This is a genomic window from Mycobacterium sp. Marseille-P9652 (genome assembly GCF_902652685.1).
In the GTDB taxonomy this organism is placed as follows: Bacteria; Actinomycetota; Actinomycetes; order Mycobacteriales; family Mycobacteriaceae; genus Mycobacterium.
Map to the genome: position 1 here is coordinate 46,943 of NZ_CACRUY010000033.1, position 14,428 is coordinate 61,370.

Annotated in this window: 12 protein-coding genes; 4 read left to right on the forward strand and 8 right to left on the reverse strand. The window is 69.4% G+C overall.

The features are described 5' to 3' along the window. Positions 1-2: 2 nt before the first annotated feature. The 3 genes from GPY60_RS17285 to fdxA form a co-directional block, all read right to left on the reverse strand. The gene (locus tag GPY60_RS17285) at positions 3-2,339 is read right to left on the reverse strand and encodes an APC family permease (RefSeq protein WP_231639699.1); all 2,337 of its coding nucleotides are present in this window, start codon (positions 2,337-2,339) and stop codon (positions 3-5) included. A 186-nt stretch (positions 2,340-2,525) separates the two neighbouring features. After that, positions 2,526-3,665, reverse strand: a complete 1,140-nt coding sequence (gene dapC, locus GPY60_RS17290) for a succinyldiaminopimelate transaminase (protein WP_156688914.1) — start codon at positions 3,663-3,665, stop codon at positions 2,526-2,528. Between the two features lie 8 nt (positions 3,666-3,673). Next, complete coding sequence (fdxA, locus tag GPY60_RS17295) at positions 3,674-4,000, reverse strand: ferredoxin (protein WP_068132416.1); 327 nt, start codon at positions 3,998-4,000, stop codon at positions 3,674-3,676. Between the two features lie 494 nt (positions 4,001-4,494). On the opposite strand from fdxA, the gene GPY60_RS17300 reads away from it, so the two are divergent. Beyond that, the gene (locus GPY60_RS17300) at positions 4,495-4,827 is read left to right on the forward strand and encodes a hemophore-related protein (RefSeq protein WP_156688915.1); all 333 of its coding nucleotides are present in this window, start codon (positions 4,495-4,497) and stop codon (positions 4,825-4,827) included. An 8-nt stretch (positions 4,828-4,835) separates the two neighbouring features. Here the strand turns inward: GPY60_RS17300 and GPY60_RS17305 are convergent, their stop codons facing one another. Together GPY60_RS17305 and GPY60_RS17310 are read right to left on the reverse strand one after the other, a co-directional pair. After that, positions 4,836-5,603 (reverse strand): maleylpyruvate isomerase N-terminal domain-containing protein, encoded by a 768-nt coding sequence (locus GPY60_RS17305; protein WP_156688916.1) that lies wholly within the window; start codon positions 5,601-5,603, stop codon positions 4,836-4,838. 58 nt (positions 5,604-5,661) lie between these two features. Further along, entirely contained in the window at positions 5,662-8,370 is a 2,709-nt protein-coding gene (locus GPY60_RS17310) for a bifunctional FO biosynthesis protein CofGH (protein WP_370462745.1), read from the reverse strand. 244 nt (positions 8,371-8,614) lie between these two features. Between GPY60_RS17310 and GPY60_RS27550 the strand changes: the two genes are divergently transcribed. After that, positions 8,615-9,535, forward strand: coding sequence for a PE family protein (locus tag GPY60_RS27550; protein ID WP_156688918.1), 921 nt, complete (start codon positions 8,615-8,617; stop codon positions 9,533-9,535). A 196-nt stretch (positions 9,536-9,731) separates the two neighbouring features. Further along, complete coding sequence (locus tag GPY60_RS27555) at positions 9,732-10,658, forward strand: PE family protein (RefSeq protein ID WP_156688919.1); 927 nt, start codon at positions 9,732-9,734, stop codon at positions 10,656-10,658. On the opposite strand, the gene GPY60_RS17325 is transcribed toward GPY60_RS27555, so the two are convergent. Both GPY60_RS17325 and mshB read right to left on the reverse strand, forming a co-directional pair. Then, positions 10,655-11,134: a hypothetical protein gene (locus GPY60_RS17325; protein ID WP_156688920.1), complete on the reverse strand. Its 480-nt coding sequence runs from the start codon at positions 11,132-11,134 to the stop codon at positions 10,655-10,657. The genes GPY60_RS27555 and GPY60_RS17325 overlap by 4 nt on opposite strands. 99 nt (positions 11,135-11,233) lie before the next feature. After that, a complete protein-coding gene (gene mshB / locus GPY60_RS17330) occupies positions 11,234-12,136 on the reverse strand; it encodes an N-acetyl-1-D-myo-inositol-2-amino-2-deoxy-alpha-D-glucopyranoside deacetylase (RefSeq protein ID WP_156688921.1) in 903 nt (300 codons plus the stop codon). 79 nt (positions 12,137-12,215) lie between these two features. Between mshB and GPY60_RS17335 the strand changes: the two genes are divergently transcribed. After that, positions 12,216-12,824, forward strand: a complete 609-nt coding sequence (locus GPY60_RS17335) for a TetR/AcrR family transcriptional regulator (protein WP_156688922.1) — start codon at positions 12,216-12,218, stop codon at positions 12,822-12,824. An 8-nt stretch (positions 12,825-12,832) separates the two neighbouring features. Here the strand turns inward: GPY60_RS17335 and GPY60_RS26665 are convergent. Continuing rightward, positions 12,833-14,428, reverse strand: a 1,596-nt coding sequence (locus GPY60_RS26665; protein WP_197283710.1) for a hypothetical protein, incomplete at its 5' end; no start/stop codon positions are given.

The following is a 14,428-nucleotide window of genomic DNA, read 5'->3' on the forward strand; positions in this document are numbered from 1 at the left end:
CCTCAGCCCTCGGTGGCCTGTTCGCTCTTCCCGGACTCGGCGTCCTCGGCGGGGTCCTCCACGACGTGATAGACGGGATCGAGCATCGAGACCGGCCGGTTCCCCGTCTGCCGCGCCTTGCCGGTGATCCGCAGCACCTGGCCCGGCTGGATGTCGGCGCCGCCATGGCCGGGACGGAAGGTGACCGTCAGCTCGCCGCTGCTGTCGCCCACGACGACCTGCCGCAGGGTCCGCCGGCCGCTGGCGACGTCCTGGACCTCGTTGACCCGACCCTCGATCGTGGCACGCTGCCCTGCGATGAGGCCCGCCACCATGATCACCGAGGGTGACCGCTCCGGGTGCTCGTACTGTTCGACGTTTCGGTCCTCGTCCCGCGACACCCACGCCTGCAGCTTGTCGATCTCCTGGGCGATGCGCTGCTCGAGGTTGTCGGGGTAGGCCTCTTTGATCCGCGATTCGACGTCGTAGGGCACGATCGTCGCCGCCGCATCCGGGATGACGCTGACGGCACGGGCGATTTTGTCGGCCGTGCGGTCATGCAGCAACCGGCCCAGCAGCGGCGCGAACGTCCGCCGCGGCAACAGCACGGTCACGTTGGTGTCCGCATGCTCGTCGCGCGCCTTGGCCACCAGTAGCTGCGCGGCCCGCGTGATCCGCCGGTCAGGACAGTCCACCACCCGCAGCGGCGTACTGAGATCGAAGTGGTCCCAACGCTTTCGCAGCCGTGCGGCGTACGCGGCGTCGACCATGAAGTGCACCGCGACCAGCTCGTCGGCCCGCAAACCCTTGCCGTACCGCAACGCCTCGATGGTCGCGAGGTCCACCGAGTCCACGAAGACGAAGACCTTGTGCCGGGCGTACTTCACCATATCCGGGCGGTCGGTGCGGAACATCTCGAGAATGGCTGCCTCCGCGCGGTATTCGCGATTGAGGCGCTGCAGGATGAACACCAGGACCGGGAAGATCACCACCACCAGCCAGGCGCCCTCGGTGAACTTCGCCACCGCGAAGATTCCCACCACCACCGTGGACAGGATGGCGGCGCTCAGATTGATCGCCAGCCGCCGGCGCCAACCCTGTTCCTTGTGCGTCAGGTGGTATTTCGTCATCCCGTAGCCGGCCATCGCGAACCCGGTGAACACGCCGATCGCGTAGAACGGGACCAGCGCGTTGACCGAGCCGCCGGTCGCGAGCAGCAACACCACCGACAGCGCAGCCAGCGTCATGATGCCGTTCGAAAACACCAGCCGGTGACCGCGTTTCGTCAGTTGCCGCGGCAGGAAGCGGTCCTCGGCGACGAAGCTGGCCAGCGCCGGGAAGCCGTTGAAGCTGGTGTTCGCGCCGGTGAACAAGATGGCGGCCGTCGCCGCCTGAACCAGGATGTAGGCGACGTTGCCCACCACACCGTTTCCGAACACCGCGCGGGCGATCTGCGAGAGCACCGACGGGTATTCGCTGAGATACGGGGTGGCGTGCGTGACGTACGCGAGGTATGCGACGCCCGCCAGCAGGAAGCCGAGGATGACCGCCATCACGGTGAGCACGCGGCGCGCGTTGCGGCCCTGCGGCTTTCGGAAGTAGTCGACCGTGTTGGAGATCGCCTCCACCCCGGTCAGCGACGAGCCGCCGTTCGCGAACGCGCGCAGCAACACCAGGACCGTGGCACCCATCACCAGCCCGTCGCCCTGGTGAACCGGCACGGTACCGGGTAGGTGGGCGGGGTCGTAGACCGGCATGTCTCCCAGCACAACCCGCGTGACGCCGATGATGATCGTGACGCCGACCATGATGACGAAGAAGTAGGTGGCGAACGCGAACTGCCAGCCCGCCTCCCTGAGCCCGCGCAGGTTCGCGTAGCAGATGAGCAGCACGACGGCCACCGTGATCTGCAGGCTGTGCGGGCCGAGGGCGGGGATGGCGGAGACGACGGCGACCGTTCCCGCCGCCGACTGGACCGCGACGGTGACCACATAGTCGATCAGCAGGGCCGCCGCGGCGACCTGCGCCACTCGGGGCCCGAAGTTGTCCCGCGCGACGATGTAGGAGCCGCCCGCCCGGGTGTAGACCATCACGACCTGCCGGTAGGACGCGGCCACGAGCACCAGGATGAGCAGGATGACGCCGGTGACGGGCAGCAGCAACAGGAAGGCGGCGAGCCCGGCGTGCGGGAGCAGCTCGATCAGAACCTGCTCGGGGCCATACGCGGTGGACGAGATCGCGTCCGGCGAAAGCGCTCCGAGCGCAACCGGATTCGACAGCTTCTCGCTCGACAGCTCCTCGGTGATGAGCGGCTTGCCCAGGAAGACGCGCTTGGCGATGTCGCCGACCGACAGGGGGATGCGGGGCTTGCCCGACGTACCGGACGTACCCGACGTATCGGACGTACCCGACGTACCCGACGTACCCGACGTACCCGACGTAGTTGTCACGACCACAGTCCTAACCCGAAGTCGACCGCTTGAACCGCGTTTCGATGCATTCTGCCGTCACCGCCGGCCGCGCCGCAGGTGGCGGGGCCTAGGCGGTCAGCCGAGTCGCCGCACCGCCGCGTCGACGCGCTCGTCGGAGGCGGTCAGCGCGACCCGCACGTGACGGGCGCCGCGCGGGCCGTAGAAGTCGCCGGGCGCCACCAGGATCCCGTGCGCCGCCAGCCAGGCAACGCTGTCGAGACACGGCTCGTCGCGGGTGGCCCACAGGTAGAGGCCCGCCTCGGAGTGGTCCACCGCGAAGCCGGCCGCGCGGAAAGCCGGCAGCAGGGCGGTGCGGCGCCGTTCGTACCGCTCGCGCTGCACCCGCTCGTGGGCGTCGTCGTCGAGGGCGGCCACCATGGCCGCCTGGACCGGGGTCGGCACGATCATCCCGGCGTGTTTGCGCACCGCGAGCAGCTCGGCCACCAGACCCGGGTCGCCGGCGACGAAGCCCGCGCGATACCCGGCCAGCGACGAACTCTTCGACAGGGAATGGATCGCCAGCAACCCGGCATGGTCGCCGCCACAGACCGAGGGGTGCAGGATCGACACCGGTTGGGCGTCCCAGCCCAGGCCCAGATAGCACTCGTCGGAGGCGACGACGCAACCGCGGCCGCGCGCCCAGTCGACCACCTTGCGCAGGTGGTCCACGCCCAGCACGCGCCCCGTCGGGTTGCTCGGGGAGTTCAGGTAGATCAGCGCCGGCGACTGGGGTCCGAGCTGGGTCAGCGAATCGGCGCGCAGCACCCGCGCGCCGGCGAGCCGGGCGCCGACGTCATAGGTCGGGTAGGCGAGCTCCGGCACGACGATCACGTCGGCGGGCCCCAGCCCCAGCAGCGTGGGCAGCCAGGCAATGAGTTCCTTGCTCCCGATCACCGGCAGGACGTCCGCCTGCGCCAGCCCGGTGATCCCGAACCGGCGTTCCAGGGCGGCGACCGCGGACTCGCGCAGCCGCACGGTGCCGGCGGTGGCCGGGTATCCCGACGCCGATCCGGCCGCCGCCAGGGCCTCCTGGATCAGCGGCGCGACGGGGTCGACCGGGGTTCCGACGGACAGGTCCACGATGCCGTCCGGGTGGGCGGCTGCCCGGGCTTTCGCCTCGGCGAGGGTATCCCACGGGAACTCCGGCAGGGACGCCGAAACCCGCCCTCCCGGGGCGCGCGTCCCCGCTCGAGCTTCAGTGGGCTGCTGCGGCACCGCGCCGCTCAGTCGCCTTCGCCCTGGGGCGGCAGGTCCTTGACGACCTGCGGGTCGTTCTCGGTCAGGCCGACCTTGGCCGCCCCGCCGGGCGAGCCGAGCTCCGCGAAGAAGTCGGCGTTGATCTGGGTGTACTGACTCCACTGCTCCGGCACGTCGTCTTCGTAGTAGATCGCTTCGACCGGGCAGACCGGCTCACAGGCGCCGCAGTCGACGCATTCGTCCGGGTGGATGTAGAGCATGCGGGCGCCCTCGTAGATGCAGTCGACCGGGCATTCCTCGATGCACGCCTTGTCCTTGATGTCGACGCAGGGTTCGGCGATCGTGTAGGTCACAGAAGTCTCCTCCATGAGCTGGGCGAGCATGGGCTGGGTTCAGCCGGCCCTGGCGTCCCCGACTGCTTCGGGCCGCTCGGGACAAAGCTTTTGGTTACTGATACTAGACGTTGCACATACACGTCAACCACCAGCCTCACGCGTCGCGGCGACCCGCTTGATCGGCAACCCCCACCCACTTTTCGCGCCGGCGAGGTCACACACCGGGACGACGGCGGCGCCGCGGATCGCCGGTGCGGCGCTGCGAGTGCGGCGTGACCGGGCGGAACCGGCGGCGAGGGCACCGGCGGCCGCTTCGGTTCCGCCAGTGATTTCGCTCCTGGCGAACACCCTCTGACCTGGGAATTGTTACATCCGCCGGACGTTGTGCGATAACGGTTTCGATAGAACAAAGCCCGGCGGTCCTGGTAATCTCGTCCGCAGACGGCAACCGCTGGGCAATGTCGTCGCCGTCGTCCGACGGTGCATCAACTCAGGAAGGTGTCCACAACATGGTGAGGCTGTCGTTGACCAAAATGGCTACCGCGGTCGGCGGTGTCGCAATCGCGTTGACCGCCGGCGCGGGTGTCGCATCTGCGGACCCGCTGGACGCGGTGATCAACACGACATGTAACTACGGGCAGGTCATGGCCGCGCTGAATGCGACGGACCCGAGCGCTGCCGCGCAGCTGAGCGCGTCGCCGGTCGCGACGAACTACCTGCACACGTTCCTGGCCTCCCCGCCGCCGAAGCGCGCGCAGATGGCGGCCCAGATCCAGGCGATACCGGGGGCGGCGCAGTACTTCAACGACGTGACCGCGGTGGCCGGGAGCTGCAACAACTACTGAGCTTCAACTCAGTAGCCGCTGAGCAATCGGCGGACTTGGCCTAGGGCTTCGGACCCGGCATGGGCGTATACCCGTGCCGGGTCCGCTGGGCTTCTCCCCCAAAGCAGCAACACCCGGGTGGCGGCGTCGGTCTCCACCGTCGCCGGGCCGTCGGGCGGCGCCAGTTCGATGCTCGTGTTGTCGGAGTCGGCGCTCACCACCACGTCGTCGGTGTCAACGACGCGCAACCGCGCGCTGATCCGCTCCCCCGGTCCCAATGCTTTGCTCCCCTTGGCCAACAGCGGCCGACCCACGGCCAGGACGCTGTGAGTGGTCATCCACGGCTGGGCCAGTAGCTCGCGCGCCGCGGCGGTGTCTCCCGTGATGTCCCACCCGTGCAACACGAGTTCCTCGCGCATGTGCTCGGCGAACCAGGGGACTTTCATCGTGCGCCCCGTCCAGGCCACGTCGGTGTCGGCCGGCACCTCCTCGGCCGCCTCCGCCACCTCGGCGAGCGTCGCCATCCGCTCGTGCAGGGCGTCCCACACCTCGGCGCCGCCCAGCGATCGCAGCGGACCCTCGCGTTCCTCGAAGCTCCGCGTTCCGACGGGGTTGCCCTCCAGGTGCGAGCGCAGCACCCGCGCCAGTTCCTCGGCATTCCCGGCCTGATGGGCGACGATGTCGCGCACCGTCCAGCCGTCGCACCAGGTGGGGTCCTCGGGCCGTCGCTGCTGGACCGCGTCCACAAACGGCCGCCACTCGGGGAATCGCTCGTCATCGATGGCGTGTCGGCTCATAGGGCAGCCATACCCCGCTGCGCCGAGTTTTACTGCGGCGTGTCGGCCGAACGGGAAGCTAGGCCGCCAGCGGCGCGTAGGTGGTGGTGCGCTGGCGCGCCGGGCGTCCGATGCCCTCCGCGATCGCGGCGAGTTCGCCCGCCGTCTTCGACGAGCCGTGCTCGGAACCGGCCATCCGCGAGATCGTCTCTTCCATCAGCGTCCCGCCGAGGTCGTTCGCGCCGCCGTTGAGCATCACCCGGGTCCGCTCGACGCCGAGCTTCACCCAACTGGTCTGGATGTGAGCGATGCGCCCGTGCAGCATGATTCGCGCCAGCGCGTGCACGGCGCGGTTGTCGCGGTGCGTGGGCCCGGGACGGGCCGCGCCGGCAAGGTACAGCGGCGAATTCTGGTGGACGAACGGCAACGGCACGAACTCGGTGAAACCGCCCGTGCGGTCCTGGATTCCGCGCAACACGTTGAGGTGGCCAACCCAGTGCCGCGGGGTGTCCACATGCCCGTACATCATCGTCGACGACGACCGCAGGCCCACCTCGTGCGCGGTCGTCACGATCTCGACCCACATCGACGTGGGCAACTTGCCCTTGGTCAGCACCCAGCGCACCTCGTCGTCGAGGATCTCGGCGGCGGTGCCGGGGATCGTGTCCAGGCCCGCCTCGCGCAGGCCGGTCAGCCACTCGCGAATGCTCAAGCCGCTCTTGGTGACTCCGTTGGCGATCTCCATCGGCGAGAAGGCGTGCACGTGCATCGACGGCACGCGGGCCTTGACCGCGCGGACCAGCTCGGCGTAGCCCGTCACCGGCAGCTCGGGGTCGATCCCGCCCTGCATGCACACCTCGGTGGCGCCCTGCACGTGGGCTTCCCACGCGCGGTCGGCCACCTCGTCGACCGACAGCGAATACGCGTCGGCGTCACCCTTGCGCTGCGCGAACGCGCAGAACCGGCACCCGGTGTAGCAGATGTTGGTGAAGTTGATGTTGCGGTTCACCACGAAGGTCACGTCGTCGCCGACGGCCTCGCGGCGCAGCGAATCGGCAAGGGCCGTAACCGCTTCCAGCGCGGGCCCCTCGGCGGTGGCCAGGGCGAGGTATTCGTCGTCGCTGCAGCCGGCGGGATCGCGTTCGGCCGCCCGCAACGCAGCGAGCACGTCGGTGTCGATGCGCTCCGGGGCCCGCGCTCCCAGCTCGTGGACGCGGGCGCGCACAGATTCCCAGTCGCCGAACGCGCTGTCGAGGTCGCTGCGGGCCTCGCTGCTGCGCCCCTCGGTGTCGATGGCGGCGTGCAGGTCGACCCGGCCGGACGACTCGATGTCGTCGGGCTCCTGCCAGGGCCTGCCCACCGGGTTGACGTCGCGCGCCAGTCCGGTGACCGGATCGGCCAGGGCCTCGACGTGACCGCGCACCCGCGGGTCGATCCACGCGGCGCCGGCCTGCACGTACTTGGGCTGGGCCGTGAGCCGCTGCACCAGGTCGTAGCCCGCCTCGGCGGTGACCCCGGCCAGGTCGTCCAGCGCCGGCCAGGGCCGCTCGGGGTTGACGTGGTCGGGCGTCAGCGGCGAGACACCGCCCCAGTCGTCGACGCCGGCACCGATGAGCGCCAGGCACTCGTCGCGCGACACCAGGTTTGGCGGCGCCTGGATACGCATGCCCGGGCCGAGCACCAACCGCGCCACCGCCACCGTCGCAAGGTAGTCCTCGATGCCCGCGTCGGGAGCGCCGGCCATCGCCGTGTGCTGCTTGGCGCGGAAGTTCTGCACGATCACTTCCTGCACATGCCCGAATTCCTTGTGGGACTTGCGGATCGCGTGCAACGTGTCGGCGCGTTCGGCCAGCGTCTCGCCGATGCCCACCAGTAGACCGGTGGTGAACGGGATGGACAACCGGCCCGCATCGGTGAGGGTTCGCAGCCGCACCGCGGGGTCCTTGTCCGGACTGCCGTAGTGCGCAAGACCTTTCGTTTCGAACAGCCGCCGCGACGTCGTCTCGAGCATCATGCCCATCGACGGCGCCACCGGCTTGAGGCGCGACATTTCCGACCAGCTCATCACGCCGGGGTTGAGGTGAGGCAGCAGTCCCGTCTCCTCGAGCACCCGGATCGCCATCGCCCGCACGTACGACAGCGTGGAGTCGTATCCCCGTTCACCGAGCCACTCGCGCGCCTCGGGCCAGCGGTCCTCCGGACGGTCGCCGAGGGTGAATAATGCTTCCTTGCAACCGAGTTCGGCGCCGCGACGCGCCACGTCGAGGATCTCGTCGGGCTCCATGTACATGCCCGCGCCGCGGGCGCGCAGCTTGCCGGGGACGCTGACAAAGGTGCAGTAGTGACAGGTGTCGCGGCACAGGTGCGTGATCGGGAGAAAGACCTTGCGCGAATAGGTGATCGGCAGCAGGCCGGCGGGTCCGCGCCGCCCCGCCGACGTGAGGCCCGCGTCGCGAACCCGCGCCGCGCTGGCGCACAGGTCGGCGAGGTCGTCGCCGCGCGCGGCCATCGCGAGCGCTGCCTCCTCGACGTTGAGGGCGACGCCGTCGCGCGCACGCCGCAGCACCCGCCGCAGCGCGGACGGTGGCGCCGACCCGCTTCGCCCGGCTTCGCCGCGCTCGCGATCGCCGCGTGACGACTGTGGCGACCCGCCTCGCCCGGCTTCGCCGCGCTCGCGATCGCCGCGTGACCCGTCGGGCCGTGCGGGAACCACGGGTTGGGGCAGAGCGATGGGCTCCTGGCCCGAAGGCCCCGATGTCAGTGGCACGTTGTTGTAACTCCCCCACATCCGGATTTCATCCGCCCGTCCCAGCATGTGGACTCTCGGAAACCATGGTGGGCCCCATACGCGCAACAGTAGCGACAGGGCCGTATCCGCAAGCGGTCGACCATGGCAGCCACCGGCAACGCCGTCGCGGAGGTTTTGGCGTGATTCGCCCGCCTGTTAGCTGGGATCGCGTTAATATCCGTCCGATCAAGGCATCATCCACGACCGATGGCCGCGCTGATGAGAAGCAAAGGGGAGGTGCGGGTTGTCTTTTGTACTGGCGGCGCCTGACGCGCTGGTCGCCGCGGCTTCGGACGTCGCGGGGATCGGTTCTTCGCTGAGCGCGGCGGGTGCGGCGGCCGCTGCGCCGACGACCGGCATCGTGGCCGCGGCCGAGGACGAGATCTCGACGCAGATCGCCGCGCTGTTTTCCCAGCATGGGCACGGATTCCAGCAGCTCAGCGCCCAGGCGTCGGCGTTCCAGGAGCGGTTCGTCCAGGTGCTGTCCGCGGGCGCCGGCTCGTACGCGGCGGCCGAGGCGAGCGCCGTGCAAACCCTCGAGAACGCCGTGAACGCGCCCGTCGCCGCGGCGCTCGGACAGCCCCTGATCAGTAGCGGCGCCGCCGCGGTGAGTTCGCTGTCCGCGGGCGGCAGCGGGCTCGGCGCGGCGCTGTCCACCGCGGTCTCCCAGGTGGAGTTGGCCGTCCAAACCGGCGCCGGCCTGTTCACACGCGGCGCCCAGGCCGCCAGTGCGCTGCTCCTGGCGCCGACCGGCGGTTTCGGCGCTCTCACCACCGCCGCAAGCGCCCTGTTGTCGCCGGCCGCGGCGACTGCGGCCGCGGTGGTGCCGGCGGCGAACGCCCTCGCGCCGATCGCCGACGCGATCGAAAACGCCTACAACGCGATCGAACCCTGGGTGCAGTACGGCTTCCAACTCCTCGAGTACGCGGCGGGCTGGGTGACCTTCCTTGCTCCGCAAATCACGTTCTTCTACAACCTGATCGAGCCCATCGTTCAGAGCGGCCTGTTCAACATCCTCGACTTCGTCAGCGGACAGATCACCTTTGCGGAGGGGCTGAGTAACTTCTTCACGGCCACCACGGCGTCGATCAACTTCTTCATCCAGTCGGAGATCTACTGGTTCCTCGGGTTCCTGCCACCGCTGCCGCCGCTGCCGCCGCTCTAAGTCAGAGGCCTTCCCGGGCGCTCACTGCCGCTGCGCCACAACACCCAGGCCGGGCGCGATGGGCCAAAAGACCCTTCCTCCTGAGAATCAGGTCGTCTTGACTCCGACCGGCCGCCGTAGCGCTACGCTCCCCAGCATTGACGGATGATGATCAACGCTGGGGCGCGCTCCGTCTGCTAGCACGGGGAGGTGTGCGATGTCATTCCTGCTGACGGCGCCAGATGCGCTGATTACCGCGGCGTCTGATCTCGCCGGGATCGGCTCCACGCTCAACGCGGCCGGCGCGGCGGCGGCGGCACCGACCACGAGCGTCCTGGCCGCGGCCGAAGACGAGATCTCCACACAGATCGCCGCGCTGTTCTCCGAACACGGCCTGTGGATTCAAAAACTCGGCTCGCAAGCAGCGGCGTTCCACGAGCGGTTCGCTGAGGCATTGACCACCGGCGCGAGTGCCTACGCTGCAGCCGAGGCCAGCGCCGCGCAGAACTTGGTGAACGCGGTCGCCCTGCCCGCGGAGAAGTTGCTCGGGCAATGGACCATCTCCGGTGGCGCCGGCGCGGCCCAGAACGCCGTGTCCAACGCAGTGAGCCAGTTCCAGAGCATTTTCCAAGCCACCGGCGGTCCCGGCGCGCTCGCAGGTCGGCTCGCCGCCGCAACGAGCGCGAGCACCAGCGCCCTTCAGCTGCTGCCGACCGGCGCCGCCCGCGCTTTGACCGCTGCGAGCGCGCTGCTGCAACCCGCGGGCATCACCGGCGTCGCGGCGGCAGTACCGGCGGCATCCGGCGATGGGATCAAGGCTCTGTACAACGCCATCGAGCCATGGGTGGCGTACGGCTTCGACTTGGCCTCATACGCGGCGGGGTGGGTACCCTACGTCGGATGGATAGCGCCGCAGATTCAGTACTTCTACCACTGGATTGAGCCGATGGTGCAGAGCGGTCTGTTCAACACCCTTGACTGGCTTAGTGGGTCCATCACGTTCAGCCAGGGGCTGAACAACTTCTTGACTGTCGCCTGGAACGAGACATGGCAATTCTTCTATGACGAGTTCTACTACCTCTTCGGCTGGATACTGCCGCCGTTGCCGCCGATACCACCACTGCCACCGATTTTCGGTCCCTAGCTCGACGCGTCGTTAACGCCGCGCCACAACACCCAGGCCGGCGGCGCGACGCCGAGGACCAGCAGCACCAAGGCCCCATACGCCATCAAGCCCCGGCCGCCGAGGATGATGTCGTCGCCGGGCCCGCCCATGCTGACCAGCGCCACGGTCAGAAGCCACGTCCACAGCGGCAACGCCGCCACCCGCAGGGACCTGGTCCATCGTCCCGCCGCCCACACCAGCGCCGCATTGAGCAGTCCGCTGAGCACCGCGCTGATGGGAAACGGAACCGAGCCGAGGTACGAGGGAAGGAGCAGCGCCCCGGCCAGTGCGGAAAGCACGCCGTCGACGGCTAGCAGTGTCAAGACGACAAATCGGATGGCGGGATCCGTCGCGCCGGTGTCGTCCCTGGCCTCTTCGGCGGACGCCACGCGCGACTTGATCGCGGTCAGGTCGGAATGCTGTCGATGTTGGAGAGGATCGAGCCGATCACCCACTGCATGCTGTCCAGCCGGTCCTGCCAGTGCTGCATGTTAGGGTCCATGTCCGGGTCCATCAGGGCTCCTCCCGTGGCTGCCTTGTCAGAGCGTACCGCGTCAGACCGCGGTAAAGCCAAGCCCGGCAAGCAAATCTATTTCCCAGCCGCGCGCGTCGCGCTCACCCGGCCTGCCCGAGGCAAGCACGTAGTGTTCCTCGGCCACGATCGGCAGCGCCAGGTTGTTAGACAGGGCGCAGGTCCGGCCCGTCGGGCCGACGACAACTTGGGTGGCGTGCGCGGCGAGCGCCGCCGTCTTCGCGGCGTGCGCTTCGGGGGCGGCCTCGATGACCGCATCGATGTCGGAGTCGGCATAGCCGAAGGTGAACTCCTCCTCCGGCGGGACCATCCATTCGGGCCGGAAGTCTTCGGCGTTGAGGACGCTCAGGCCGGCCTTGAAGGCGCTGAGCGCGAATACCGACCAGTAGAACTTCGGCACCGTCCACGGCTCCCCGGGATAGTCGGCGCCGCCGGCCGCGGCCACCGCGGCGGACGTCACGGTGTGGGCGCGCACGTGGTCGGGATGGCCGTAGCCGCCGCCGGGGTCGTAAGTCACCACCACGTGCGGGCGCTGCTCCCGGATGATCGCGACCAGCGCCCCGACCACCTCGCGGTCGTCGGCGTCGACGAACCTCTGCCGGCGCCGCGCGGGCGTACCGCTCATGCCGGAGTCGCGCCAGCGGCCGGCGCCGCCCAGATAGATGGGTTCGGGCACGCCCAGCGCGTTCAACGCGGCGGTGAGTTCGCCGATCCGGTAACCGCCGAGCTGGTCGGCCCGGTCGACGGCCAGTTCCGCCCAGCGATCTCCGATCACCTCGCCCTCTTCGCCGAGCGTGCACGTCACCACCCGCACGTGCGCCCCGCGGGACGTGTAGTGCGCGATGGTCGCTCCGTTGCTGAGGCTTTCGTCGTCGGGGTGGGCGTGCACGAAGAGCAGCCTCGGAGTTTCCCGCGTCTCAGGCATGGACGCACCCTACCGCCGCCCGCCCCCGTCTTTCTGCGAGTAGCCCCTGAAGAGGAACGCCGACGGCTACTATCGTGGGATGCCCCAGCTGACGCCGACGACGTCCGGCAGCCGGAGCCGCCGGCGCGGCGAGGTCCTCGAGCGCGCACTGTATGAGGCCACCCTGGCCGAGCTCGCGGAGGTCGGCTACGGGGGCCTGACGATGGAGGGCATTGCCGCCCGCGCGCACACCGGCAAGGCGGCGCTCTACCGGCGGTGGTGCAGCAAGCACGATTTGGTGCACGCCGCCCTGGTATTCGCCCTGCCCCCGCTGCCCGAGCCGCGACCAGGCCGGTCGGCCCGGGAGAGCCTGCTGACCGTGTTCACCGCGCATCGCGACATCCTTGCCGGGAAGACGGCCTTCCCGGGTCTCGACATCATCGGGCAGGTGATCCACGAACCGGAGTTGCGCGCGATCTTCGCCGACGCGGTGGTGGGCCCGCGCCTCAAGATCGTCGAGGCGATTCTGCGCACGGCCGTCGAGAACGGCGAACTGGATCCGGCCACGGTCACACCGTTCACCGCGAGGATCGGGCCCGCGCTGATCAACCACCAGTCGCTGCTGACCGGCGTTCCCCCGAACCGGCGCGAGCTGGCGCAGATCGTCGACACGGTGATCCCGCCGAAGGCGCCGGCCAAGACCGGCTGAGCCGGGTCTTACGGCATGCCGGCCAGGTCGAGGCCGCCGGCCAAAAGCTGGTCCAAGACGCCCTGAATACCACCGACCGCGTTGGCGCCGTCGAACGCGTCCTGCGAGGTTCCGGTCAGGAACAGGTTTGCGTTAAGCGCGGGCAGTTGCGATCCGCCTAGGAGGCCGTTGACTGTCTGCTCGCCGGTCAGCACCGCCAGGTTGCCCGCATTGAAGAAGCGGTTGAGTGCGCCGTTGAAGGCATTGGGGCCGAAAAGGCCTGTCTCCAAAGCTAACTCATTGGTGAGCAGGTTCGCGTTGAACGTGGTCTCCGACGCGACCAGGTCGGTGAGGAACGTGCCCCCGCCCAGGCCGATGCCCTGCAGGCCGGCAATCGGCGCCGCCACCAGCGTCGCGCCCGTCGTCGCGGACAGACCGGCGAGCGACCCGCCGAGGGTGGTACCCAGCGACGCCTGCAACCCGGCCGCGGTGAGCGCCGCGGTGAGCGCTGTGTTGATGGCCCCACCCGCCATGAACGGGCTCACCACCCCCTGGACGACGGCGAGGTCCCACAGGAACTTGGTCGGAACCGCGGCGAGCAAGCCTCCGCCGGCGATGATCGGGGTGGTGCCGATCGCCAGGCTGCCGGTCAGCAGCCCGGCCGGCACCTGGAGGCCGATCAGGCTGTTGAGCGACGTCTCGCCGCTGCCCAGCACCAAGTTCCAGAAGTTGTAGAACGTGTTGAGCGCCGGCTTGCCGAGGTTGCCGAACAGGGCCAGCTCGAGCGCCGTCTCCTGGGCGACGAGATTGGCGTTCAAGCCGAGTTCGGCGTTGAGCAGGGTGGTGTTGAACTGGGTCTCCATCGTCTGCAATTGGGTCAGCAGCGGCAGCCCCGGCAGTGGCGGCGGCGTGAACCCCGGCAGGCCCGGCAGCCCCGGCGGGAACAGGTTGATCGGCGGCAGCGCCGGCAGCCCCGGCAGGGTGAACGGCGGCAGCGCGGGGAACGGCGGCAACGCCGGGAACGGCGGCAACGTCAACGACGGCAGCCCCGGCAGCCCTGGCAGGGTGAACGGCGGCAACGCCGGGAAGGTCGGCAACGTCAACGGCGGCAGCCCGGGCAGCGTCAAGTTGATCGTGGGCAACCCGGGCAACGTCGCGTTCAACGCCAGGTTGATGTTGGCCACAATGTCCGCGCCGAGGTTGGGCAGCGTCGGCAACGTGAACGGCGGCAACGCCGGGAACGGCGGCAGCGTGAACGTCGGCAACCCCGGCAAGGTGAACGGCGGCAGCGTGAACGGCGGCAACGTGAACGGCGGCAACGCAAACGGTGGCAGCCCCGCATTCACCACCGCGTTGATCGCCGCGGTGATATCCGCACCCAAGTTCGGCAGCGCCGGCAATGGCGGCAACGTGAACGGCGGCAACGCCGGGAACGGCGGCAGGGTGAACGTCGGCAACCCCGGCAGGGTGAACGGCGGCAACGCAAATGGCGGCAACGCCGGGAACGGCGGGACCGCGGAAGGCGGCCAAGTCCACGGCGGCAGGGCGGGCAGGGGCCAGGTGGTCGTGGGGAAACCCGGCAAACCCGGGGGCAAGGCCCGGGTGAAGGTGGGCACCATGGCCGG

What these genes read in the sequence shown, in the direction of transcription:
- GPY60_RS17305 (WP_156688916.1), bottom strand. Translation starts at nt 5,603, where the DNA reads ATGAGCCGACACGCCATCGATGACGAGCGATTCCCCGAGTGGCGGCCG.
- GPY60_RS17310 (WP_370462745.1), bottom strand. Translation starts at nt 8,370, where the DNA reads ATGTGGGGGAGTTACAACAACGTGCCACTGACATCGGGGCCTTCGGGC.
- GPY60_RS17335 (WP_156688922.1), top strand. Translation starts at nt 12,216, where the DNA reads ATGCCCCAGCTGACGCCGACGACGTCCGGCAGCCGGAGCCGCCGGCGC.
- GPY60_RS27555 (WP_156688919.1), top strand. Translation starts at nt 9,732, where the DNA reads ATGTCATTCCTGCTGACGGCGCCAGATGCGCTGATTACCGCGGCGTCT.
- mshB (WP_156688921.1), bottom strand. Translation starts at nt 12,136, where the DNA reads ATGCCTGAGACGCGGGAAACTCCGAGGCTGCTCTTCGTGCACGCCCAC.